We start from the raw sequence: 23,433 nt of genomic DNA, 5'->3' as shown, positions 1-23,433 counted from the left end.
GAAAAATGGACTTTCAGCTACCACCCGATTTAATCGAAATGAAAAAAACAATTCGAGAGTTTATAGACAATGTGGTGGATCCGCTTGCAGGAGAGATTGATCGTGAAGACCGAATACCGGAACATATTATGGAAAAGTCAAAAGAAATGGGTTTATTCGGTCTAAGTATCCCTGCAGAATACGGTGGTACAGGCATTGATATGGTCGGGAAATGTAGTCTTTTTGAAGAAATCGGCCGTACATCGAACGGTTATATGACGGTAATCGGTGCACATACAGGAATTGGATCGGTCGGGATTGTGGAATTGGGGACGGAAGAGCAAAAGCAAAAATATTTACCCCGCATGGCTTCGGGTGAAATTATTGGTGCGTTTGCTTTAACTGAAACGACTGCGGGTTCTCATGCAGCAGCTTTAAAAACAACGGGCGTTCGTAAAGGAGACAAATACATTCTGAATGGCGCGAAGCAGTATATTACAAATGCGCCGATTGCTGGGGTTTTTACAGTAATGGCTGTAACCGATCCAACTAAAGGCGCAAAAGGAATTACTTCTTTCCTTGTAGATAAAAGCGCTCCTGGTTTAATCATTGGAAAAACAGAAGAAAAAATGGGGCTTCGCGGATCTCATTCTTCTGAGATTTTCTTCGAGGATTGTGAAGTGCCGGTCGAAAATGTACTTGGTGTAGAAGGATTAGGTTATGTCAATGCCTTAACCATTTTGGCAAATGGTCGTGCTGGGCTCGCGGCGAGAAACTTAGGCTCAGCGCAAAAGCTTTTTGAGCTATCCGTCAAATATGCGCATGAGCGTGAACAGTTCGGAAAGCCAATTTTTGAACAGCAAATCATTCAACATTACTTGGCGGAAATGGCATTGGATATCGAAACATTGAGATCCTTTACGTACCGGGTGGCATGGATGGTGGACCAGGGGATGAATGTCATAAAAGAGGCCGCGATGGCAAAACTTTTAGGTTCGGAAATTTATAATTGCATAGCAGATAAAGCTGTGCAAATTCATGGTGGCCTCGGCTATATGAAAGAGTTCCCTGTTGAAAGATATTATCGGGATGCCCGTATTACGAAAATATATGAAGGCACATCTGAAATTCAAAAAAATATTATTGCTGCTCAAATTCATAAAGAATATTTGAAGAAAGCACCGCCCGTATCAATCTAGTAATCTGATTTGAATTATCTGAAAATAACACAAATTAAATTGGAGGAGGTAATTTTTTGAGTACAGGGCTTAAGGAAAAAGTTGGTCTGAAGTTAGAAGCCTACACCTTTCGAGTTGAAAAAGGAAAAATCAAAGAATTGGCCCAAGCGATTGGTGATCTGAAGGAGGAGTATTTGAATGGAGAAGCGGTTCCACCTACATTCCCGACAGTAATCGACTTTTGGGGTGGAGATGCTTCCTCGTCCGAGCTATTAAATTTAAACATGAAAAAGGTTCTTCATGGCGAGCAGGAGTATGAATATTTCAGGGAAATCGTTCCCAATGAAGAAATTACAGTACATGGGGTCATTGAAAAAGCTTATTCAAAAGCGGCGATGAACTTCTTTATCATACGAAAAGATTATTTGGATAAACATGGTGAAACGGTTTTAATCAGTCGATCCACGATTATCGAAAGGCATTAGGGGGTTATTTTATGGAAGTAGGCCAGACGCTGGAACCTTTACAGAAGGAAGAAATAACGCATACGCAGCTCGTTCGATATGCAGGTGCATCCGGAGACTTCAACCCGATCCATACCGTTGTCCCATTTGCAGAGGCAGCAGGTTTAGGCGGGGGTCATTGCACATGGCATGTTGGTTATGGGCTTTGTCGGGCAGGCAATTGGGCAATGGTTCGAAGTAAAGAACCTGAAGAAATTCACAACGAGATTTAAAGCAATGACAAGGCCAGGAGAAAGAATAACTATACAAGGCCGTGTTGTCGGTGAAAATGAAACTTGCTGGATTTGTGAGGCAGAAGCAGTTAATGAGTCTGATGAAGTAAAGGTGAAAGCATTTTTTGAAATAAAAAAATAATTGCTTCCAACGTTGTTCTAGAGAGATGACTCGTTACGTAAAATTTGTGATGTTGACTGCAATATTTACAGGAGAATCTCTTATCATTACGCAGTTATGGAGTAACAAACAAAATTTAAGGGGGAGCTCGCAATGAGAGAATATGTAACGACTAAACAGGAAATCAACAAAAATTCACTACCGTATAATTTGTACCAAAAAGCAAAAAAGTTCGGAATCTGGAATCCGGTAGATATCGATTTTACGCAAGATAAAGAAGATTGGAAGAAATTAAATGAAGAACAGCAACTAGAGGTGCTTACTCAGTTTGCCCAATTTATTGGCGGTGAAGAAGCGGTCACACAAGATATTTTACCGATGATTATGGCGGTTTCTAAAAAGGGATGGTTCGAAGAGGAATCTTATTTAACAACGTTCCTTTTTGAAGAAGCAAAGCATGCTGAATTTTTCAGTCTGTTCCTGGAAGAAATCGGCGTAAAGGATGATTTGACTCATTTACTGTCACCAGGTTACCGGAAGTTATTTGATGAAACGTTGCCAGCAGTTATGGGCAGATTGATTGAAGATCAGTCACCGGAAGCAATGATAGATGCTGCGGTTACTTATAATATTTTTGCAGAAGGAGTTTTGGCTGAAACAGGTTACTGGTTCTTCCATGAAGCACTATCAAGCGCAAATTTGTTCCCGGGATTTATTTCAGGAATTCGAAACGTTAAGCGTGACGAAGGACGTCATATAGGTTTTGGTACATTCCTCATTCAGCGCCTAATTAGTGAGAATCCTGAACTGGAGCTGTTTGAACGCGTACAGCAAAGACTGCAGGAGCTGTTACCGATTGCGATGATGTTAACAGAAGGAAAAGAAGACAAACAAGTAACAAGTCTTGGAATTGAACGAGGAAAATCGATGGAATTTGCCATGAAGCAATTACAGGCACGTCTGACAGTTCTTTCCAGAGCTAAAGGAAAGACGTTAGAAGAAATCTATAATACGGACATTGCTTTAGAAGAAGTATAGGAAGTATTCATTCAGACGCTGTAATAAACAGTTTGCTATTTAGAGGGGGATGAAGGATGACGACAGACGTACAAGTTAAGATCTTTCCGCAGTTTATCAATGGTGAATGGACACCACCTGCTTCAGGTGAATTTTTTGATGTGATCAATCCGGCTACGTCAGAAATCGTAGCGAAAGTTTCAAAAGGAAATCAGGAAGATGTGAATAATGCGGTTCAAAATGCGAAAGAAGTTTTTGAATCAGGTGTCTGGTCAGGAAAAACGCAGGCAGAACGTGCACAGATCATGATGCAATTTGCGGGGAAAATCAGACAGCATGCGCAGGAAATCATTTTCTTAGAAGGGATTAGTACGGGGGCGACACTTCGTAAATTGGGTGGCGCAGATATTCGGCAGTTAGTGCTTTCTCTTACTCAAACAGCGGATTTATCGCTGAAATATGAGGCAGTAACAGCTCTTCCGGTCAACGAACAATTAGGTGCAAATCGTAGTCTGCTTGTTCGCGAACCACTCGGTGTAGTAGCGGCGATTACACCATTTAACTTCCCGCTAGTTTTGGCGATGTGGAAAATCGCACCGGCAATTGCGATGGGGAACTCCATCATTATTAAGCCGGCTTCCAATACACCATTAGGTACATTGAAGCTTGCACAATTAGCAGTTGAAGCAGGTATTCCACCAGGGGTCATCAATGTCGTAACAGGTCCTGGAGCTGAAGTGGGCGACGCACTTGTTACACATCCGGATGTATCGAAAGTGGCGTTTACTGGATCTACAGAAGTAGGCAGAAAAATTATGGCACAAGCTGCAGGTACAGTAAAGAAAGTTACGCTTGAACTTGGAGGGAAAGCGCCTGCGATCGTGCTTCCTGATGTAAATCTCGAAGTGGCTATCCCAGGAATTCTGCTCGGCGTATTTTTCCATTCAGGACAAGTATGTGAAGCGAGTACACGTCTCATCGTACATGAATCCATTTATGACATTGTCGTGCAACAACTAGTTGAAACAACAAAGAAAATAAAACTTGGCCAGCCGCTTGATATGACGACCGGAATGGGACCGGTTATCTCGGAAACACAGATGAATAAAGTCCTCGATTATATTCAGTCTGGCATTGATGAGGGTGCAAAACTTGTATGTGGCGGTAAACGTGCAGCAGGTCCAGGGCTGGAAAACGGGTATTTCATCGAGCCGACGATTTTCGCAGATGTGACGAACGATATGAAGATTGCGAGAGAAGAAATCTTTGGGCCGGTTCTATGCGTGATTAAATATTCAACAGAAGAAGAAGCGATCGCCATCGCAAATGATACGGAATATGGATTAACAGGCGGTGTTTGGGGCCGTGATGTGACGAAAGCAAATGAAATTGCTACGAAAATCAATGCCGGAACAATCTGGATCAATGACTGGCATATTTTCCGTACAGATGCTCCATTCGGTGGCTATAAGCAAAGTGGCTTAGGTCGTGAACAGGGAGCTCAAGTGTTTGATGACTACACAGAGCTTAAAAACATTTGCACTTCACTTACGACGGAAAATGCACAGCGCCCAGCTTTAGGACTAATCTTTTAATCGAAAAATGAATGGAGAGATACGATGAAAACGACTTCCTATTTTGAATTCACACATCGCCCTGAAATCCGAAGTGGTGCAGGTTCACATATTTTAGTACCCGATCTAATCCAAGGTTTAGGTGGAAAGCGCCCTGTTCTATTTTCTGATAAAGGATTGACGGATGCAGGCTTAACACAAAAAATCAAAAGCTTATTTGATATGGTCCCTGGCATAAAGCTCGCTGGCGTATTTGATGATATTCAGCAAGATGCGAAATCGAGCAATATTAACAGAGGCCTGAAATATTTTAAAGAATGCAATGGCGACTCCATTATTGCCATTGGCGGCGGGAGTGTTATTGATACAGCTAAAACTGTCAAATGGGCTCTTTACAATGGTGTTAACGAAGTTGAGTATATTTTAACAGGGAACGTTTTAGAGGTTTGGCCGGATGCAAAGCCATTCGGTATTCCGCATATTTCGATTCCTACTACAGCTGGAACGGGTTCTGAAATTTCCAGTATTTCAGTAGTGTTCAATGAAATGCTGAACCTGAAGTGCAATTTAATGAATCCGTATTTGAGTTCTGATATTGCGGTATTAGATCCTGACTTAACAGTTGGTTTACCGCCAAGAGTAACAGCGTTTACTGGTATGGATGCACTGACACATGCTGTAGAAGGATTTTTCTCAACAAAATCAACGAATTTCTCGGATGCATTTGCACTGCATGCCGCAAAAATCATTGTCGAAAATTTGACTACAGCTGTGCATGATGGGAAAAATGTGGCTGCACGTGCGAATATGCTACAAGCAAGTGCAATGGCTATCACAAGTTTCCAATCGGCCATGGCCAATATACCAATCCACAATATAGCCCATACGTATGGCGCGAAATACGGCATTCCACATGGGCTGGCAAATGCAGTTCTCATGCCGAGTGTGGTGAAAAATATGCCGAGCATGTATTTACCGAAAGTGAATGCATTTGCATCTGCACTGGGAATTATTCCAAACGCAGAAAATCCGCAAGAAACATTGGAAGAGTGCATCAATGTAATTGTTGACTTAAGAAATACAGTCAATCTACCGGACAGCTTCGACGAGTTTAATATTGATGCGGCAGATATTCCGCAACTTGTCCCAGCCGTACAAAATGACCCGTCATCATTAAGCTTCCGAATTCCTGATGACATCATTGTAAACGTTTCTAAAGAAGTAATCAGTTCTAAAGTAAGTATTTAATTAAAAGCAATTGCTCTTCATCAGGAAAGGGGGATCCTCCTTTCCTTTGATCGATAATTTGATAGTAGGAGGTTACTATTATGAATATTGTTGAATTGCTTAATTCAACAACTTCCCGTTTGCCAGATCAACCTGTCATCCACTTCAAAAGAGCTCAACTTACTTATAAAGAATTACAAGATAAAGTTTACAATGTCGCTGCAGGGTTGAAAGATCAGGGTGTCACAAAAGGTGCGAATGTGGCATTAATGATGACAAATCGCCCGGAATATATTATTACGTATTTTGCTATTTTAGCAAATGGAGGTACGGTCGTTCCGATCAACCCTACATTTAAAGAGCAGGAAGTAACATATATCGTAAACGATTCGGAAGTTGAATTGTTGATTATTGAAGATACGGCGAAACCGGTTATCGAAAACGCCATGGATCAATTCAAAACAGTCAAAACTATTATTAATTACGGTGATCATGTTGATGGACGATTTTTATCATGGGATCAGCTAGATACATCTGACTCTATTTCAGAAATTGTCCCCCTTCATGAATCTGACGTCGCACAAATCATCTATACTTCCGGTACGACCGGTAATCCAAAAGGAGCAATGATTACACACGGAAATTTAAACTGGATGGCGATTACAGCAGCCGTATACAACCAGTTAGTTCCGAGTGATCGTGTCCTATGTGTATTACCATTATTCCATGCTTATGCAAAACTTCAAGGCTTCCTGGCACCGATTGCTCATGGATGTGCAATCTATTTGGAAGAAAGGTTCCACCCGGTTGAAACATTAAAAGCGATTGCCGAACATGAAATTACAATATTTTTAGGTGTGCCGACAATGTATGCCTTTTTTGCCCAGGTTCCTCATTTAGTAGAGCAACTGGACTTCTCAAAATTACGGACAGCCGGTTCAGGTGGGGCAAGCTTACCAGCGGAGCTATTGCATAAGACGAATGAATCGTTCGGTGTCAGTATTTCTGAAGGATACGGTTTAACGGAAAGTACGGTCATGCTGATGACAACACATCGAAGCTTACCGAAAAAAGTCAATTCAGTCGGGATGCCATTACCGGGAATCGATTTAAGACTGGTAGATCCGGAAGGTAATGAAGTAGCCAATCATGAAGTAGGCGAAATCTTATTTAGAGGGCCGAATATGATGAAGGGGTACTATAAGAAGCCGGACGAGACCGCAAATACGATCAGGGATGGCTGGTTGTATACAGGGGACTTGGCGTACCGTGATGATGAAGGCTACCACTTTATCGTTGACCGTAAAAAGGACATCATTATTCGTGGCGGATTTAATATTTACCCTCGTGAAATAGAGGAGCTGCTGTATCAGCACCCGGCTGTCGTGGAATGCTCTGTAATCGGCAGACCGGACCCGTTATTCGGTGAAAAAACGGTAGCGTATGTCGTATCGAAAAACACCGAGTTAATAGAAGATGATGTTCGTGACTACTGCAAAGCGAAACTTGCCGAATACAAAGTGCCGGATTATATAATTTTCATTGAAGAAATTCCAAAGTCCGGAACAGGTAAAATTCTGAAGACGGCTTTGAAAGACTTAGACAAAAACGCACTGCCTAAATAATAAGCGTCGGTTGGTCGGAGTTCTTAAACTTCAGTACACGAACTAGAACGCAGATTATGTCGTTATGGACGAGCCGCGTATTGCGTAGCCCTAAATGACAAATAGGTTAATGATTGAACAGGAATAAGGAGGGGTTAATAGATGAATTTTGACCAAAAGGCATTTATCGTGACGGGTGGAGGATCTGGTTTAGGTGAAGCAACTGCACGAAAGATTGCATCTGCTGGAGGCTATCCTATCATATTGGACTTAAACGAAGAAAAGGGGCAAGCGGTAGCCGATGAATTAAATGGTTTATTTTTTAAAACGAATGTTGTGAAGGAAGAAGACGTACAGGCAGCAATTAACGGTGCAGTAGAAAAATATGGTTCGATCCAAGGTGTTGTGAATTGTGCAGGTCTTGGTACTTCAACACGTGTAGTGGGCAGAAAAGGTGTATTCCCATTAGATGAATTTAATTATATTATCCAAGTTAATTTAGTTGGTACATTTAATGTCATCCGTTTAGCTGCAGCTGCCATGATGACAAATGAACCGAATGAACACGGGGAACGCGGGGTTATTGTGAATACAGCTTCTGTCGCGGCATTCGATGGACAAATCGGTCAGGCTGCCTATTCTGCATCCAAAAGTGGAATTGTAGGAATGACATTGCCAATCGCAAGGGACTTGGCTAGCTATGGCATCCGCGTTATGACGATTGCACCGGGAATTTTTGATACACCTTTAATGAACAGTGCGCCTCAAGCAGTTAAGGAAGCGTTAGGAAAACAAATTCCATTCCCGTCCCGTTTAGGGGAAGCGGATGAATATGCCCATTTAGTAACGGCCATTTTTGAAAATCCAATGTTAAATGGTGAAACGATTCGACTCGATGGAGCGATTCGCATGGCCCCAAGATAAGGAGGATAACGGATGAACCTTGAAACAATGACGATTGAGAAGCTTAACTACGGTGTACACGTCGTAACAATTAATAATCCGCCTGCCAATACATTAAATGCAGGAATTCAGCAGGACTTAGTGCAACTGATTGAGGAAGTCGAAAAAAATCCGGCAATCCGGGCCATTGTGTTCAAATCGGCCAACCCGAAAATCTTTATTGCAGGTGCAGACCTGGGTGCAATGGGCAGCTCTGATGAAAACGTGGATTTTGCTGAAAGTTCAAAACATGTGCAGGGTATTTTCAACCGGTTGGAAGCATTGCGGGTACCAACTATTGCCGCTATTAATGGTCATGCATTAGGCGGTGGCTGTGAATTCGTGCTTGCATGCGATTTCCGTATAATGGGTGGCGGCACAATAGGATTAACGGAAGCATCATTGGGATTATTGCCTGGTGCTGGCGGTACACAGCGTATGACGAGATTAGTAGGCGGAGCAAAAGCGCGCGAATTAATGTATTTAAGCAAACGTTTAAAAGCAGAGGAAGCAGCAGCAATCGGCTTGATTACAGAAGCGGCAGCTCCGGAAGCGGTGGAAGAAAAAGCAATCAAATTCGCAACGCTGCTTGCTCAAAGTGCTATTGGAGCAATCGGGCTCATTAAAGAGAGTATTTTAGCTGCGGAAGAATTGCCGTTAGAACAAGGATTATTAGTAGAACGGGAAGCCTTCGCAAAAACATTTACTACAGGGGAAGTAAATGAAGGCATCCGTGCGTTCTTTGAAAAGCGCCCTCCAAATTTTTTGAAGCCGGTCACAAATCAATAAATGGAACATTTGGGGGCCGTGTTGAAAGTTCAGCTTTCAGTACGGCCTTTAATTTAATATGGAAGGATGAAAAATTTATGCTGTTAAAAGGATTAAAAGTGCTGGATTTCTCCACATTATTGCCAGGCCCGTTTGCAACGATGATGCTGGCGGATCTTGGAGCTGAAGTTGTACATGTTACCAAACCGGTAGAAGAAGGGAAGCAATGGGGGCCGAATGATTATTTGCAGCGCTCTAAAAAGTCGCTGGCGGTCGATTTGAAGTCTCCGGAAGTAGTCAAATCGCTAAAGGAGCTTTTAAAGGAGCAGCAATATGATATTGTAGTTGAGCAGTTCCGGCCTGGCGTGATGGCGCGCCTTGGTCTCGATTATGAAACGCTTAAAGCCATCAGTCCTGGCTTAATTTACTGTTCCATTACAGGCTATGGTCAAACAGGTCTATATCGTGAGCGTGGCGGGCATGATATTAATTATGTATCCTTGTCGGGAGTGCAAGGCTACTCCGGCACGAAAGAAAATGGCCCGGCAAATATAGGTTTTCAGGTGGCAGACTTGGCAGGTGGATCAATGCATGCAGTGATCGGTATTTTATCGGCTGTCATTTATCGGGATAAAACGGGGGTAGGGCAGCATCTTGATATTAGTATGACAGATTGCGCATTAACGCTAAATGCCTTGTTTGCCCATGATTATTTAGCAGAAGGAAAACCGCTGCCACGTGAAGAACTGATCTTAAACGGCGGCTCATTATATGGTTATTATGAAACGTTGGATGGTCGGTACCTTTCTGTAGGCAGTCTCGAACTGAAATTCAGACAGCAGTTATGTCAGGCAATCGGTCATCCGGATTTACTTCCATTAGCGATGAGTAATAAACCGGAAGATATTGCAAAGGTGAAAGAACAGCTGCAAAGTATTTTCCTGCAAAAGACGTTTGAAGAATGGCAATCTATTTTCTTCGAAGTGGATGCCTGTGTTGAACCGGTATTGACCTTTGAAGAAACGGTTGCACACCCGCTTTTCAAGGACCGGGATATGTTTGTGGAAATAGCAAAGCCGGATGGATCAACCCAAAAACAAATTGCATGTCCGATTAAGTCCAATCTCTTCAAAGCTTCGTATGGGACGGTCGGGGTACATGCAGGAACACATAACGATGAAATTTTAGGAAGCCTGTTAAAGAAGTAGGGAATGCGATACGGATGAATGCATGTATAAATATATCTCCTAAACTGCATAACACTGGAGGTATGGGAGTGCAAGTGTAAAAAATATTAATTTTTATTGCGTTCATATTAAAAATACTTAACATTTATAAGAGTAATTACTGTTCTTTTTTTGAAAAATATTTTAAGATATAAACGAATTACAAGATTGTTGAGCAGGTGAACTATGAAAAACTTAAAACTTAGTGTTTTCCTTCTAACCGTTCCACTTTTACTGGCAGGTTGTGAGAGTGTTGAGAACAAAGAAGGCTTCTTCTATTCAACATTTGTACGTCCGATGGATTGGACACTAAACACATTTGGTGAATTATTTAACGGCAGCTATGGTTTGGCTATTATTGCTATTATTTTAATTATTCGTCTCGTACTAATGCCGTTTATGCTTAAAACTTACCGCAGTCAAGCTACAATGAAAGTGAAAATGGATTTTGTCCGCCCGCAAATGGAGGATATCCAGACACGTTTAAAAGCAGCAAAAACTCCGGAAGAAAGAATGACAGTTCAGCAGGAAATGATGTCGCTCTACAAAGAACATAATATTAATCCGTTAAATATGGGCTGCCTGCCAGCGCTTATACAAATGCCGATTATTATGGGCTTGTACTATGCGATTTTATATTCAGCTGAAATTAAAACACATTCATTCCTATGGTTTGACCTTGGCTCTACAGATATTTGGATGACTGCAATCGCAGGTGTCGTTTATTTTGTACAAGCGAAAGTCTCGCTTCAAACCGTACCAGAAGCTCAGAAGAATCAAATGAAACTGATGATTTACGTATCGCCGATTATGATTGTCATTATTTCATTGTCTTCGATGGCTGCACTCCCACTGTACTGGGCAGTCGGAGGGTTATTCTTAATTGTCCAAACTTATATTGGACGCAAATTTTTCTCAAGCATCCCTGAAACTAAGGGAAATGAATAAATATAAGTTATGCCGCTGCTAAAGGCTTACTGAACTAAAACTACTGAGACGATGATTTCAGTAGTTTTTTTATGCTTTCCGCTTATCGTGTATTTATTTTCTAATAAACTTGTGGATTGTTCTAATATATTTTAAAAGCTTCTAATAAAAAACTTATTTTCTAATATATTTGTCAGTTGTTCAAATAAGTGGTCAAGATTGTCGAATAAAGCGTCCAGTTGTTCTAATTTGTCATAAGCATCTTCTAATAAACGTATCAATTGTTCTAATAAAGGCAATTTCAGGTATTTGAAAGCCCCATTAGTAACGGGAAAACTTAGCATACTGGCTATATTTCCGGTAATTTTCTAAAATATAGTCGCTATTGACTAATTAATATCCACCTCAGATTATCTAATAACAACGGTTATTTAGTAATTAAATTTACATACAATTTATATTGACATTGATTATCCTTAATGGATATAATTCAGTAAATTTAAATTCAATGAAAAAGAAAGTAATTTACAATTGTTTTGGTAAGCGAGCTGGGGATTGGTGAGAGCCTGGTGCAAAATATGTAAATGAAGCGCACTTTGGAGAAGCAGTCTGAACATAAGTAGGACCTGCCGGGGAGTCACCTCGTTATTAATGGAAAGTGGTCACAATTTGTGTGGCAACTAGAGTGGTACCACGGGAATTCAAAGCTCTCGTCTCTATTTTTGAGACGGGGGCTTTTTATATTGGGAGGAGATAATATGTATAAAAAAATTGCATCAATTATTCAAGATGCTGTGCCGCAGAAAATAATAACAAATACCGAAATTGAACAGCTATTAGAAAAGCCAAAGTATCAGCATTTAGGGGATATAGCTTTCCCATGCTTTACGCTTGCTAAATCATTAAAGAAAGCCCCAAACGTTATCGCTCTGGAAATAGGCGACAATATTAAAAGTGATTTTATTCAGGAAGTTCAAGTTGTTGGAGGCTATATAAATTTATTTTTAAATAAGTTACAGGTGACAAGAGAAGTCATTGCCAAAATTATGATCGCTCACGAATCATATGGACAACAAGAAATACAGCAGAAGAATATCGTGATTGATTTTTCATCACCGAATATTGCAAAGCCATTCTCAATGGGGCATCTTCGTTCTACGGTCATTGGAAATGCTCTTGCAAATATTGCAGAAAAGAACGGATACAATGTCATTCGGGTAAATCATCTTGGCGACTGGGGTACCCAATTCGGTAAATTGCTTGTGGCATTCCAATTGTGGGGAGAAAAAGAACGTGTTCAACAATCACCTATTGAAGAACTTTTGAAGCTATACGTGAAGTTCCATGATGAGGCAGAAACAAATGAATCCTTAAATGAGGAAGCAAGATCGGCATTTAAAGCGCTCGAAGATAATGACCCGCAGGCAATGGCATTATGGACCTGGTTTAAAAGTGCCTCCTTACAAGAATTTAAGCAAATCTACGAGCAGCTTCATATTCAGTTTGATTCGTATGAAGGGGAAGCTTTTTATAATGAAAAAATGCAGTCTGTTGTTGATGAATTAAAAAAGAAGCAATTACTCACAGAGTCGGATGGTGCGAATGTTGTTGAGCTTGGAGATATGCCACCTTGTTTAATAACAAAACAGGATGGTGCAACATTATATGCTACCCGTGATTTAGCCGCAGCTTTTTATAGACAGGCGCAATATGAACCATCCCAAGTTTTCTATGTGGTAGGGAATGAGCAAACACTGCATTTCAAACAAGTATTTCAAGTTATCTCAAAAATGGGCTATCCATGGTCGGGAAATCTGAAACATGTACCATTTGGAATGATGTTGAAAGATGGGAAAAAGATGTCCACACGTAAAGGCAGAGTCATTTTATTGAAGGATGTATTAAAAGAAGCAGTGGAAACAGCGTCGAGAAATATAGAGGAAAAAAATCCGACGTTAAATAATAAACAGAATGTTGCTGAGCAAGTAGGGATTGGCGCGATAATATTTAATGATTTAAAAAACTTCCGCTTAAACGATATTGAATTTTCATTACCTCAAATGTTGAATTTCGAAGGTGAAACAGGTCCTTATGTACAATATACGCACGCCCGTATCCATTCCATTTTAGAAAAAGCAAAGTTTACAGCAAGTAATGAAGTAACAGGGAAGGAATTGGAGGATTCAGCTTGGGAGGTTATTAAGCTGCTGCAACAATATCCTCAAGCAATTACAGATAGTTTCGAACAAGTAGATCCTTCCTTAATTGCGAAGTATGTATTGCAATTAGCGCGGCTGTTCAATAAATATTATGCAAATACAAAGATTTTAGTGGAAGATGAACAGCAGAAAAGTCGTTTACAGTTATGTTTTGCAGTAGCAACCGTTTTAAAGAATGGTTTGAAGTTACTGGGAATAAAATCACCGGAAAGTATGTAAGAATTAAATTTTCTTTGAACGATTTAAAAGTCCTCAATAGTATTTAATCGATGTTTAAATATAAAGATAAAAATATTAAATACTCATTGTATACCCAGACCAACTATGCGAAAATTTATTAGAATATTAGAAAAATAAGGGGTGGGACTATGTGGGAACAGCAGCTAATTGAAACGAAGCGTGGAATTTTTGAAGTTTTTACAAAAGGCGAAGGGAACCCGGTCTGTGTAACGCATTTATACAGTGAATTTAACGAAAACGGGAATCGCTTTGCGGAAATGTTTGTCCCGTACTATAAAGTGTATTTAGTGAACTTACGTGGCTGTGGAAAATCAACGGATGATGTGTCTGTTTTTAATTATGGCATGCAGGATAGCGTAGAGGATCTGGAGGCAATACGTTTAGCATTAGGTTATGACATATGGGGATTTGCCGGGCATTCAACAGGCGGGATGCTGGCATTAAACTATGCTATTTTGCATCCGGAAAGTGTAGAATTTCTCGTAGCTGGCGGCCTTTGTGCTTCTGCAGAATATATGCATCATCCCGCAAGTATTTACTGCAAGGAAAATCTGAACAATAAAAGAATTCTTGAGATTTTAGCGATGCTTCGAGATCCATCTTCAACGGTCGAACAAAGAAGAGCGGGTTCTAAAGAATGGGCGCTTATGTCGTTATATAAAGAACAAAACTATGACAACATGATAAGTCGTCCGAACAGCGGAAAAACAGTTTCGAAAAGACTGGATTATTTTTCATATAAAGAGTTGCCCAACTTCGATTTGCGACCACAATTACCGACTGTGAAAACAAGAGCTTATATATACGGCGGTTTATACGATGCGCAATGTCCATATGAATTTGCAGTGGAAGCGGCGGATTTACTGGCGAATGCGACATTGACGACATTTACAGAAAGTAACCACCACCCGGTTATTGAAGAAGAAGAAAAGTTCTCGGTATTTGTGCGCAACCTATCTCAACTGCAATCCATTCGATAGTGAATACAGGAGTCATGCTAAATGTATACAAAGAGCGAAAGAGAAAATTATTTTCGAAATGTAGTGTCTAAGATCAAAGGAATCCAGGATGTGGAAGGAATTATCCAGTTAGGCTCTGGAACTATTGGCTACAGTGATCAATACTCTGATATTGATTTAATGATAGCAACGACAGAACAGGTAGGTTTGGCAAAAGATTTCATTAAAGCTGAGCTTCAAAGGATGGGTGCCTATTATATAAAGGAAGGAAAGTTCAGCGATGAAATTTTTTTACTTATACCTTTCTTTGAAAATGGACTAGAAATGAATATATCTGTATTATCGACCACTCATCTGAATGTAAAATCACCTTTATGGAAACTTATATTTGACCGTAATGGTGGAGTTCAGTCAAAAATGATTGAAGAAAATGAAAATTTCTTAAAGCTAGATCAGCCTTATATGAAAAAGTTCAATATTACATTTGAATTTGCCTATCATTTGAGAAAATTGCGTATTGAAGTTCGACGCGGGAATTTAATATATGCGATGAAGATGCTTGAAGTATTGCGGGAGTTGACGTTAACAGCTCAAATATTAAACGAACAAAAAAAGCTTCATCAATTTAAAGCCTATCATACATTAGAGAACGATTTTGTGACTCAATTAATGGGTAGTTATCCTACATTAGTAGGCACTACAGCTATTGAGCAGGCTGCTTATAGAGTAACCGAACTTTTTAAAAGTACAGTAATGAAAAATGCAATGTTTGATTATGACGAACAATTATTTAAAATCACCGAGATTTGAAAAAGTGAAAAGGAGAAATATATGGAAGAAATAATAGTAGAAAACGACATCGTCAAATTAAGACCGGTCCAAATGAGCGATATTGAAGCTATTGCAAATGTTGCGAATGACGAGCGGATTTGGGAGCATATGTCGGTAACATTGCTTACGCAGGAAGCAGTTGAGAACTATATCGTAAATGCGATTAAAGAAAGAGAAAAAGGCATTTCGTATATGTTTGCGGTGATCGAGAAAAAAACGGATAACATTGTAGGCTGTACATCTTTTCTTGATATTTCATTTCCCCATAAACGGCTGGAAATAGGGGCTACTTGGTATAACCCGACTGTTTGGCGTTCAGCGATTAATACAAATTGCAAGTTTTTATTATTCCAATACTGTTTTGAAGTACTTAATTTAAATCGTATTCAAATTAAAACAGGGCACGAAAATTACCGTTCACAAAAAGCCATTGAACGCATTGGCGCAGTAAAAGAAGGCGTTTTACGCAATCATATGATACGAAAAGAAGGAACAATTCGTCATACCATTATGTATAGCGTCATTGTGAAAGATTGGGGAAAACTAAAAACCAGGTTCATTGATAGTTTGTTAAAATAAATTTTAAGATTAGTTAATGGCAATGATAAGTATTTATAAGAAAATCACATTTTTTCGAGCCTTTTAACACGAATTGTATGGAATAAACGAACATTATCGTGTCATATCCCAAATTTTCATATACAATAAAAGAGGTTAATCTTTAATAGGGATACTCATTACCTATTAAATATAGATATATTCGGTGTAGGTGAAAAATTTGGAACGAACGAAAACATATATAAGTATAGATATAGAAGCCGCCCTTATACGCGGTAAGCAGTATATTATTGAAATTGGTGCGGTTAAATGGTTGCCAGATGGTACAACAGAGACGTTTACACAACTTATTCAGCCTTATAAATTCAAAAAGCTGAACGCGCATATTCAAAAGTTAACTGGTATTACTACAGAGCAGCTAGTTGATGCACCTTCTTTTAAAGAAGCTTTTACTAAATTTAAACGTTGGTGTAAGCAGGATTATGTATTTTTAACATTTGGTGAATTTGATCGGAAAGTATTAGAAGAAGAGCTGTCACGCAATTACATAAAAAATGATTGCTTATATCCAATGATCGATTTTCAGCAAAAATATATGATTGCAAACGGTTTAAAAGAGCAGCCTTCATTAGGCGGGTTAATGGCACAGCTTGGATTGGAAAACGAAACACAGCACCGTGCTTTAGCTGATGCGGCAAGTCTGCTCTCAATTTTTGTTAAAGTGGATGGAGATAAAATCATTGAACAGCAGCAGACGAATGATTTTATTTTATTACTGACAAATTTCAAAATGCTGGAAACGACATATGAGCTTGTTATTTCTGCGACAAATTGCAAAATCGAAGATAACGGAATAACGATTCAATCAATGGAAACTTTCCGTGATGAGCTTCCTTTTACTGTTCAAATGGTTGAACGTCAAGGAGAAGACGGGGAAATGACAACAGTGGAAAAAGTTTCGATTAAACCGAATGTGCAGGCAAAGCAGCTGTTGCAGCAGATTTCCGAAAATATGTCCGGTAAAATTTTAATTTCCCGAACGGCATTACGTTCAATGTCAAAAATATTGAAATTACATCAAGTAACTATACCAAAAACAGAAGTGATGACATTAGTAAATTTATTGAAAAAAGAAGAGATTATTGCAAGATTTAATTTGGATGATGAACCTACAAATACATACGAAGCAAGGGTTTTACGTTTACTTAATAAGTATGAGCATATGTTTGTTTCCGAGTTTTATAAACGGGCATTAATCGAGGAAAATATAATACAAGTATAATAAATTCTCCATTTTTAGGAGAATTTTTTCTTTAATGCCGACTCCTATTACGTTATGATAGGGGGGTACGAATCACTCGTGGGATAATAAAGGAGATTAATTTATGTCAGCATGGATCGGAATTGATACAGGGGGTACGTTAACGAAGCTTGCCTATTTAGATGAACGTCAGGAGCTTAAATTAACGGTCTTTCCATCTAACGAAATGCATTTAGTAAAAGAATGGTTGGAAAATCATCCTCAAGTGGAAGAAATCGGCTTAACTGGAGGACGCACAGAGCAATTGCTGGACGTTTTAAAGACGATGAAGTCGATTGAATATATTGTAGAATTTGAAGCAACTTTAAAAGGTGTGCGCTATTTGCTGGAGAAAGAAGGCCACACAATAGATCAAAGTATCATTACAAATATCGGTACGGGTACATCGATTCACTATATGGATGGCAATACTCATGCCAGGGTTGGCGGTACTGGAGTAGGCGGAGGTACCCTGATTGGACTATCAACGATTATGACCGGAATTTCAGATTTTGATGAGATAAAAGCAAACGCTTTCAAAGGAAAGCGGGAAGGCATTGATTTACTCGTAAAAGATATTTATCAAGGAATGGATACACCGATTGACGGGAATTTAACAGCCAGTAATTTCGGGAAGGTCGGGATTACCGATCAACGTGAATTTGAACAAAATAATGTACTGGCAACAACACAGGGTCTCATCGGTGAAGTGATTTCCACGTTAAGTATTCAGCTTGCCGTACAGCATGAGACAGAGCATATCGTATATATAGGATCAACGCTGATCGACAATGAACAGCTTGTAAAGGTAATTGAACATTATACTATATTAAAAAAACATAAACCTATTTTCTTAGAGGATTGCGGATTTTCCGGTGCAATTGGTGCATTGTTGAATATTCGTGAGCACAGCAGAAAATAAAGGACAGCATTTAGGCTAGCAACATAGTTTAAATGCTTCTTTTTTGCCATTTTTATCTCATTTGCTTTACTTAGGTTTTTAGGAAGCGTAGAATGGGAAAGTAAATTATTTAGTTAGGTAAATAAGGAGTGATTGCGATGAATCCGTTATTTCATATATTTTTTCAGCAAAATCGTTATTTAGTAAATCAGTTAAATGATGTTTTAAAACAGCATGGACTATTCAGCTCACAATGGACGGTTCTTTTTTTATTGCATCAAAACGGACCAATGACACTTACAGCTATATGGAAATACCTTGATGTAGAAGCGCCAACTGTTACGCGAACAGTCACTCGTCTGGAGACGCTTGGATGGGTGGAGAGAGTTCATGGAGCGGATAAACGTGAAAAAATGATTGATTTAACGACCAAAGCAATTGAAAAATTTCCTCAAATAGAAGCATCCGTCGTTTCGTTCGAGCAAAAAATGACTGATAATCTGTCTGAGGAAGAACAGGTGCTCCTAATTCACTTACTAAAAAAGATGGAAGGTTAGAATAAATGGAGCTTCAAGAACAAACAAATAAAATTTTCACGAAACGATTTATTAGTCTATTCTTTACAAATATGTCGATATTCCTTGTGTTTTACGGATTAATCACAACATTGCCATTATATGCTATTGGTGAGTTAGGGAAATCGGATGACGATTCCGGACTCCTTGTTACGGTATTTTTAATTTCAGCGATTATCGTTCGTCCGTTCAGCGGAAAACTGCTAGATCTCTTTGGCAAGAAGCGATTGCTGATTTTAAGTCTTGTACTTTACTTTGCATGCACAGTATTGTACTTATTTTTTAAACCTTTTCTGCTTTTGCTTGCACTTCGTTTTTTCCAAGGGATATGGTTTAGTATTGCAACGACTGCATCGGGCTCTTTAGCAGCCGATATTATTCCGAAAAGACGTAAAGGAGCAGGATTGGGCTATTTTGCAATGTCTACGAACTTAGCTGTCGTATTCGGTCCTTTTATTGGGTTGCTCATTATTCAATATTCAGGATTTGATATGCTATTTATCGTATTGTCTGTATTGGTGGCAATTGGCGGTTTACTGGCACTAACTATTCAAACGAAGGACTTGCCAAAACCAGTAGTAACAGACCGCAGCTTTAAATTTTCATTTAATGATTTATTTGAACGAAGTGCATTGCCACTTGCCGCATTAGCTAGCTTGATCGCGTTTTCTTATGCGAGTGTTCTGTCGTTTCTATCTCTGTATGCCGAGCAGAAAGACTTACTGAGTGTTGCCAGTTATTTCTTTGCAGTATTTGCAGTTGCAATGATTTCGGTTCGTCCATTTACAGGAAGAATCTATGATACAATAGGCGCAAAATTTGTTATCATTCCGTCCTTCTTTATTTTTGCATTAGGGCTGATTATTCTAGGCAATGCAGATCAGGAAATACCGTTCTTATTATCGGCAATCTTTATCGGTGCAGGGTACGGTACGTTAACAACAAGTTTCCAGTCACTGTGTATCCAGTCAACATCGATCCAACGCAGCGGTTATGCAACGGCCACTTATTTTACGCTGTTTGACATAGGGATTGCTGTCGGGTCATATTTATTGGGGATGGTAGCGGTGAAACTTGGCTATGAATTTGTATATTACATTGCGGCATCCATCATCATTGTCGTATTTGCGCTTTATATGCTGTTACTTAATCGTCAAAAACACAAAATTGAACAATAATAAAAACGATTCATCGTTCCTTTACTGGAATAGATGAATCGTTTTTTGCCACAATTAGTTTTAGGGATTTTTGAATATTGATTTGTTGTAAATGAATGTTTGCTTAAAAATTTTACCGCTAATCCGATTGCTTCATGGAAGAGCCCTAACTATTTTTCAATATGGCCTCACGTGCAAGAACATCTGCTGCTTTGTTTTCTTTTTCTGGAATCCATTTTATGAAAAATAGGTCAAATTGTTCGATTAAAGAGAGGGCCTGCTCTAAATAAGGTTTGAAGTCCTCATTTTTCACATAAGCTTTGTCGATTGAGCTTACAACAATTTTTGAATCGGAGCGCATGGAAACAAAGGACGAACCGATTTTCAACGCTTCTTCCAAACCACGTAAAAGCGCAGTAAATTCAGCCTGATGATTGTTCGTATTACCGATTGGTTCACTGATTTTTACATGCTGACCTTCACCTTTTATAAATATTCCAATCCCGCTAGGACCTGGATTGCCGGCACTGGCACCATCTATATAGACTTCTAGCATAATTTCGCTCCTTTTATGTTCTGTTCGTTTAAGTATAACAAATACATGTAAGTTGGAGAAAATAAAAAAATAGCGTACAATAGTAAAACAAATTATTGGGAGGTACATGACTTGAATAAAGTAGATGTTATGAAAGATATTGATGAATTAATGGATATGTACTGTGCTGATTGTCTAGTCATTCAGGACCTTCGCAAAGAACGAGGTAAACATGGTGCACACCGTTTCTGCATTGAATCTTGTACAGTAGGGGAACAGCTTCAGTTTCTTGGAAAAGAGATAATGAAAGTTTCCGAAAAATAATAATTTTAAAACATTATTCATACTATTGAATATTAATGTTTTTTTGATATAATAATTAAGTATTTCTTATTTACCTAGTATAAATCTCTGGTACAGATTTATTATTAATAGGTAAATACTTCAGCGGAGTGGTTACCGTTGAAAAATTTCTTTATTTTTTTATCCTTTTTTATCGAAAAGGGAGAGACAACTTGTAATGAGTAGCGCATAACTACTATATTACAAGTTGTTTTTTTGTGAATTTGTTGTGAAAAAAAGCATAATAAAAAGCTACTTTCGACGTCTCGAAAGTAGCTTTTCTGTTTTGTGTTTAACTATTAACAAGTTGCTTTTCATTATAGAAAGCATTTAATTCCTGATAATATTTATTTAAAGAAGATGGGGAAACACTGAAGCTTTCGCCAATTTCTTTTACAGTGAATTTTTGATCAAATAAATCGTTCTCCTGACCAAATCGTACTGCACCGGCTGCTATCGCTCCCGCTTTACGTGCTGTAGGCTGCTTTTCGATTAAGTAATCTTCAACCAACGCTACGAAGCTCTCGTTATTAATTGCTTTTTCAGCCATGAATGCTTTTAACTGTTCCACTACTTCCTGCTCGAATGGTGTAAATTCTTCCCCTTCATAGCCGTTTTCGACTAAACCTTCCCATAATAATAAATGGTTTTCTTTTGTGAATTGCTCAACAGGTAAACGACTTGTTTTGTACGCTTCTGTAAACTGTTCAAACGAAATCGCATGCTCTTTATGGAAGAAGATTAGTGTAGAGACAGCTAATACGTGGTTTTCCTTGTTTGAACCATCCGGTAATAAAAAGGCGAACACACGCATTCCTAGAGGGATTGATTTGTGGCTTTCTCGCTGAATATGATATGTTGTGCCAGTTAAAGCAGAGATAGCTGTAAAGTAATCGTCTTGCACATCTTCGACAGTTCCGATGAAGAAAATCGGCTGTTCCCATGATTTCAATAATTCGATCATAGATGGGCGAAGTGCTTTCTTAGCTGTTTTAGCTAAGAAGTTTTGCCAAATATCAGGTCGTTGATGGAAGAAGTATTCGTCCAAAGCAACAGCTTCCACTAATTCCTTGTGTAATTTTTTTTCTAGTTTCGGTGCCCATGTACGAACCAATTCCATAAATTCACGGATATCTTTTCGTTCTGGATAATTACTATAGAAAGTTTGTAATACGTTTTCAATTTCATCTTGGAAAACGTTTTGTGAAGTTACTTGATTTTTTCCTTCACAACATTTTTTGTATTTTTTTCCACTACCGCATAGACATGGGTCATTACGTCCAATCATTGTAACACTTCCTTTAATACAACTTTTAAATACTAATGTCGCAGTATTGCTACTAATAATAATAACGTCAGATTGTTATTATGAAAACTGATTATGTTTTTAGAACTATCAGAAAAATTGTTGCATTTTACATTATATTAAACTTTACATAAAAATAGAACAATAATAGAGTTAATTCTATCATTAATCTATAAAAAAAGAGACATTGCACGCTCGATGCGATGTCTCTACCTATTATAACGTAGTTTCAGAGTGATTAGGTGCCGGAATTTTTTTCATTGCTATAAATTGTTCTAACTGAGCAACAGTATTGCCGATTAAAATAAATGCGCCACCAATCACAAGTTGTGCAGTCAATCCCTCGCCCAGGAAAATCATGGCGAAAAGAGCTGCGAAAATCGGTTCAAGTGAAAAGATTAACCCGGTATGTGTGGGAGAAGTATATTGTTGTACAACAGCTTGAGCAATAAAACAAAACGCCGTACAGATAATACCTAATCCAAGTACAGCAATCCAACTTGAAGAATTGGAAGGGAACATTGGAGATTCGAACATCACTGTGAACACTGCGCCAAACAAACCGGCAATACCTAACTGATAGACACCATAAGAAATAGATTCAACATTTTTAGTGAATTTGCTGTTTAATATTAAATAGATTGAATAGCAAACTGCTGCAATCGCAACTAATAAATCTCCTGTCTGGAACGTCAGAGATTCTTTCAATGTCAGAACCGTAATTCCAATCATCGTAGCAACAACGGCAAAGCTCACTGCTCGCGAAGGAAGCCGTTTTTCAATGAAGCTTGTCATGATTGGTACTAATACAACCGTTAGACTTAATATAAAGCCTGCGTTACCTGCTGAAGTCGTTTTCAATCCTAAAAGGGATAAGGCAAATATCGTGAACAATAAAAAGCCTTGTATCGATGCATATAAAATCGTTTTAATATTCACACGCAACATCTTCGGTAAAAAGATTAGCCCTGCAATGATAAATGCGATTAAGCATCGAAGTGCCACAACATTAAAAGCTTCCAAACTCTCCAGGCCCATGACCATGAATGTATACGATAGCCCCCAAAACATTGTAACAATCACCATTAAAATATTTGCTTTTCCTTGTAAACTCAAAGATGTCACCACATTTCTAAAAAGTAAGTTTTAAATAACCAGTAAAAATATGTATTATACGCCAAATTTAACTATAAGAATAATAGATTGAAAAT

General features: G+C 38.8%; 21 protein-coding genes, 2 pseudogenes and 1 other annotated feature. Of the genes and pseudogenes, 20 read left to right on the top strand and 3 right to left on the bottom strand.

The window, feature by feature from the left end; all coding sequences use genetic code 11:
- Positions 1-5: 5 nt before the first annotated feature.
- From CBM15_RS14215 to CBM15_RS14120, 19 genes and pseudogenes are all read left to right on the top strand, one after another.
- Positions 6-1,178, top strand: a complete 1,173-nt coding sequence (locus CBM15_RS14215) for an acyl-CoA dehydrogenase family protein (RefSeq protein WP_087618023.1) — start codon at positions 6-8, stop codon at positions 1,176-1,178.
- 56 nt (positions 1,179-1,234) lie between these two features.
- Complete coding sequence (locus tag CBM15_RS14210) at positions 1,235-1,642, top strand: FAS1-like dehydratase domain-containing protein (RefSeq protein WP_087618022.1); 408 nt, start codon at positions 1,235-1,237, stop codon at positions 1,640-1,642.
- An 11-nt stretch (positions 1,643-1,653) separates the two neighbouring features.
- Positions 1,654-2,035: pseudogene (locus CBM15_RS14205) on the top strand (MaoC/PaaZ C-terminal domain-containing protein).
- Between the two features lie 126 nt (positions 2,036-2,161).
- A pseudogene (locus CBM15_RS14200) lies at positions 2,162-3,052 on the top strand (R2-like ligand-binding oxidase); the annotation flags it as partial.
- A 56-nt stretch (positions 3,053-3,108) separates the two neighbouring features.
- The gene (locus tag CBM15_RS14195) at positions 3,109-4,626 is read left to right on the top strand and encodes an aldehyde dehydrogenase family protein (RefSeq protein ID WP_087618020.1); all 1,518 of its coding nucleotides are present in this window, start codon (positions 3,109-3,111) and stop codon (positions 4,624-4,626) included.
- Positions 4,627-4,650: 24 nt separating this feature from the next.
- A complete protein-coding gene (locus CBM15_RS14190; protein WP_087618019.1) occupies positions 4,651-5,853 on the top strand; it encodes an iron-containing alcohol dehydrogenase in 1,203 nt (400 codons plus the stop codon).
- An 80-nt stretch (positions 5,854-5,933) separates the two neighbouring features.
- Positions 5,934-7,457: a class I adenylate-forming enzyme family protein gene (locus tag CBM15_RS14185; RefSeq protein WP_087618018.1), complete on the top strand. Its 1,524-nt coding sequence runs from the start codon at positions 5,934-5,936 to the stop codon at positions 7,455-7,457.
- 141 nt (positions 7,458-7,598) lie between these two features.
- A complete protein-coding gene (locus CBM15_RS14180) occupies positions 7,599-8,360 on the top strand; it encodes a 3-hydroxyacyl-CoA dehydrogenase (protein WP_087618017.1) in 762 nt (253 codons plus the stop codon).
- Between the two features lie 12 nt (positions 8,361-8,372).
- Positions 8,373-9,167, top strand: coding sequence for an enoyl-CoA hydratase/isomerase family protein (locus tag CBM15_RS14175; RefSeq protein ID WP_087618016.1), 795 nt, complete (start codon positions 8,373-8,375; stop codon positions 9,165-9,167).
- Between the two features lie 77 nt (positions 9,168-9,244).
- Positions 9,245-10,354: a CaiB/BaiF CoA transferase family protein gene (locus CBM15_RS14170; protein WP_087618015.1), complete on the top strand. Its 1,110-nt coding sequence runs from the start codon at positions 9,245-9,247 to the stop codon at positions 10,352-10,354.
- Between the two features lie 204 nt (positions 10,355-10,558).
- Positions 10,559-11,320, top strand: a complete 762-nt coding sequence (gene yidC, locus CBM15_RS14165; RefSeq protein WP_008404756.1) for a membrane protein insertase YidC — start codon at positions 10,559-10,561, stop codon at positions 11,318-11,320.
- A gap of 478 nt (positions 11,321-11,798) precedes the next feature.
- Positions 11,799-12,020 (top strand) — a binding site (T-box leader).
- Between the two features lie 37 nt (positions 12,021-12,057).
- On the top strand, positions 12,058-13,737 hold the full coding sequence (gene argS, locus CBM15_RS14155; RefSeq protein ID WP_087618013.1) for an arginine--tRNA ligase: 1,680 nt from the start codon (positions 12,058-12,060) through the stop codon (positions 13,735-13,737).
- A 149-nt stretch (positions 13,738-13,886) separates the two neighbouring features.
- A complete protein-coding gene (locus CBM15_RS14150; protein WP_087618012.1) occupies positions 13,887-14,738 on the top strand; it encodes an alpha/beta fold hydrolase in 852 nt (283 codons plus the stop codon).
- 21 nt (positions 14,739-14,759) lie between these two features.
- Positions 14,760-15,527, top strand: coding sequence for an aminoglycoside 6-adenylyltransferase (locus tag CBM15_RS14145; protein ID WP_087618011.1), 768 nt, complete (start codon positions 14,760-14,762; stop codon positions 15,525-15,527).
- Between the two features lie 21 nt (positions 15,528-15,548).
- On the top strand, positions 15,549-16,127 hold the full coding sequence (locus CBM15_RS14140; protein ID WP_087618010.1) for a GNAT family N-acetyltransferase: 579 nt from the start codon (positions 15,549-15,551) through the stop codon (positions 16,125-16,127).
- A gap of 199 nt (positions 16,128-16,326) precedes the next feature.
- Positions 16,327-17,388: a 3'-5' exonuclease gene (locus CBM15_RS14135; RefSeq protein ID WP_087618009.1), complete on the top strand. Its 1,062-nt coding sequence runs from the start codon at positions 16,327-16,329 to the stop codon at positions 17,386-17,388.
- A 103-nt stretch (positions 17,389-17,491) separates the two neighbouring features.
- Positions 17,492-18,328: a type II pantothenate kinase gene (gene coaW / locus CBM15_RS14130; protein ID WP_014824241.1), complete on the top strand. Its 837-nt coding sequence runs from the start codon at positions 17,492-17,494 to the stop codon at positions 18,326-18,328.
- A gap of 137 nt (positions 18,329-18,465) precedes the next feature.
- Positions 18,466-18,864, top strand: a complete 399-nt coding sequence (locus CBM15_RS14125; RefSeq protein WP_087618008.1) for a MarR family winged helix-turn-helix transcriptional regulator — start codon at positions 18,466-18,468, stop codon at positions 18,862-18,864.
- A 5-nt stretch (positions 18,865-18,869) separates the two neighbouring features.
- Positions 18,870-20,060 carry an MFS transporter gene (locus CBM15_RS14120; protein WP_087618007.1) on the top strand — a complete coding sequence of 397 codons (1,191 nt, stop codon included), beginning with the start codon at positions 18,870-18,872 and terminating at the stop codon, positions 20,058-20,060.
- A 145-nt stretch (positions 20,061-20,205) separates the two neighbouring features.
- Here the strand turns inward: CBM15_RS14120 and CBM15_RS14115 are convergent, their stop codons facing one another.
- A complete protein-coding gene (locus CBM15_RS14115) occupies positions 20,206-20,595 on the bottom strand; it encodes a reverse transcriptase-like protein (protein WP_087618006.1) in 390 nt (129 codons plus the stop codon).
- Between the two features lie 111 nt (positions 20,596-20,706).
- Between CBM15_RS14115 and CBM15_RS14110 the strand changes: the two genes are divergently transcribed.
- Complete coding sequence (locus CBM15_RS14110) at positions 20,707-20,898, top strand: zinc-finger domain-containing protein (RefSeq protein ID WP_008404740.1); 192 nt, start codon at positions 20,707-20,709, stop codon at positions 20,896-20,898.
- A gap of 310 nt (positions 20,899-21,208) precedes the next feature.
- On the opposite strand, the gene CBM15_RS14105 is transcribed toward CBM15_RS14110, so the two are convergent.
- Both CBM15_RS14105 and CBM15_RS14100 read right to left on the bottom strand, forming a co-directional pair.
- A complete protein-coding gene (locus CBM15_RS14105) occupies positions 21,209-22,204 on the bottom strand; it encodes a YecA family protein (RefSeq protein WP_087618005.1) in 996 nt (331 codons plus the stop codon).
- A 234-nt stretch (positions 22,205-22,438) separates the two neighbouring features.
- Positions 22,439-23,347, bottom strand: a complete 909-nt coding sequence (locus tag CBM15_RS14100; RefSeq protein ID WP_239835855.1) for a DMT family transporter — start codon at positions 23,345-23,347, stop codon at positions 22,439-22,441.
- Positions 23,348-23,433 lie beyond the last annotated feature (86 nt).

It is taken from the genome of Solibacillus kalamii, from assembly GCF_002174535.1.
GTDB classification, from domain to species: Bacteria; Bacillota; Bacilli; order Bacillales_A; family Planococcaceae; genus Solibacillus; species Solibacillus silvestris.
This window is presented reverse-complemented; position numbering and strand designations above follow the sequence as displayed.

Excerpts from the sequence above, each read along its gene's own strand:
- CBM15_RS14215 (WP_087618023.1), top strand. The coding sequence starts at position 6 with ATGGACTTTCAGCTACCACCCGATTTAATCGAAATGAAAAAAACAATT.
- CBM15_RS14195 (WP_087618020.1), top strand. The coding sequence starts at position 3,109 with ATGACGACAGACGTACAAGTTAAGATCTTTCCGCAGTTTATCAATGGT.
- CBM15_RS14190 (WP_087618019.1), top strand. The coding sequence starts at position 4,651 with ATGAAAACGACTTCCTATTTTGAATTCACACATCGCCCTGAAATCCGA.
- CBM15_RS14185 (WP_087618018.1), top strand. The coding sequence starts at position 5,934 with ATGAATATTGTTGAATTGCTTAATTCAACAACTTCCCGTTTGCCAGAT.
- CBM15_RS14180 (WP_087618017.1), top strand. The coding sequence starts at position 7,599 with ATGAATTTTGACCAAAAGGCATTTATCGTGACGGGTGGAGGATCTGGT.
- CBM15_RS14175 (WP_087618016.1), top strand. The coding sequence starts at position 8,373 with ATGAACCTTGAAACAATGACGATTGAGAAGCTTAACTACGGTGTACAC.
- CBM15_RS14170 (WP_087618015.1), top strand. The coding sequence starts at position 9,245 with ATGCTGTTAAAAGGATTAAAAGTGCTGGATTTCTCCACATTATTGCCA.
- yidC (WP_008404756.1), top strand. The coding sequence starts at position 10,559 with ATGAAAAACTTAAAACTTAGTGTTTTCCTTCTAACCGTTCCACTTTTA.
- argS (WP_087618013.1), top strand. The coding sequence starts at position 12,058 with ATGTATAAAAAAATTGCATCAATTATTCAAGATGCTGTGCCGCAGAAA.
- CBM15_RS14150 (WP_087618012.1), top strand. The coding sequence starts at position 13,887 with ATGTGGGAACAGCAGCTAATTGAAACGAAGCGTGGAATTTTTGAAGTT.
- CBM15_RS14145 (WP_087618011.1), top strand. The coding sequence starts at position 14,760 with ATGTATACAAAGAGCGAAAGAGAAAATTATTTTCGAAATGTAGTGTCT.
- CBM15_RS14140 (WP_087618010.1), top strand. The coding sequence starts at position 15,549 with ATGGAAGAAATAATAGTAGAAAACGACATCGTCAAATTAAGACCGGTC.
- coaW (WP_014824241.1), top strand. The coding sequence starts at position 17,492 with ATGTCAGCATGGATCGGAATTGATACAGGGGGTACGTTAACGAAGCTT.
- CBM15_RS14125 (WP_087618008.1), top strand. The coding sequence starts at position 18,466 with ATGAATCCGTTATTTCATATATTTTTTCAGCAAAATCGTTATTTAGTA.
- CBM15_RS14120 (WP_087618007.1), top strand. The coding sequence starts at position 18,870 with ATGGAGCTTCAAGAACAAACAAATAAAATTTTCACGAAACGATTTATT.
- CBM15_RS14115 (WP_087618006.1), bottom strand. The coding sequence starts at position 20,595 with ATGCTAGAAGTCTATATAGATGGTGCCAGTGCCGGCAATCCAGGTCCT.
- CBM15_RS14105 (WP_087618005.1), bottom strand. The coding sequence starts at position 22,204 with ATGATTGGACGTAATGACCCATGTCTATGCGGTAGTGGAAAAAAATAC.